This is a genomic window from Clavibacter lycopersici, assembly GCF_003576405.1.
Classification (GTDB): Bacteria; Actinomycetota; Actinomycetes; order Actinomycetales; family Microbacteriaceae; genus Clavibacter; species Clavibacter lycopersici.
In genome coordinates, this window is the sequence record NZ_QWGT01000527.1 from 1 (window position 1) to 524 (window position 524).

The following is a 524-nucleotide window of genomic DNA, read 5'->3' on the forward strand; positions in this document are numbered from 1 at the left end:
TCCGGCGCGCCCGCAGCAGGCGCCGGTCTCGATCCAGCCGCCGGCGCCCTCCGCTCCCCCCGCGCCACGGCGCCGCATCAGCGTCCCGGCCGTGCTGCTCGCCATCGGCGTGGTGCTGCTCTCCGTCGCCGCCGTGTTCTACGTGGTCTACGCGTTCGTCACCTACGGCCTCGTCGTCCGGGCGGCGATCACCGCCGCCGTCACCGTGGCCGCGCTGGCCGCGGCCGCGGTCCTCTCCCGGCGACGGCTGCCCGGCACCGCTGAGGCCGTGGGCGTCGTGGGCATCGTGCTGCTGCACCTCGACGTCTGGGCCGTGCGCTCCTACGACCTGGCGGGTGCCGCGTCGAACGACCCCTTCGTCCACGTCGGCGTCGGCACGCTCGTCGTCTCGGCCGTCCTGCTCGCCCTCGCGCCCGTGCTGCGGATCCGCGCGGCGGGCATCGCCGGCTGGGCGGGACTCCCCGTCGCGGCCGGCCTCCTGGTGGGCGCCGTCCCCTCGGCGGATGCCGGCACCCGCACCGCCC

1 protein-coding gene is annotated in these 524 nt (G+C 77.7%); it reads left to right on the forward strand.

Annotated elements, in window-relative coordinates:
* Positions 1-91: 91 nt before the first annotated feature.
* The coding region (locus tag DZG00_RS16360; RefSeq protein ID WP_233550187.1) for a hypothetical protein at positions 92-524 on the forward strand (433 nt) is incomplete at its 3' end.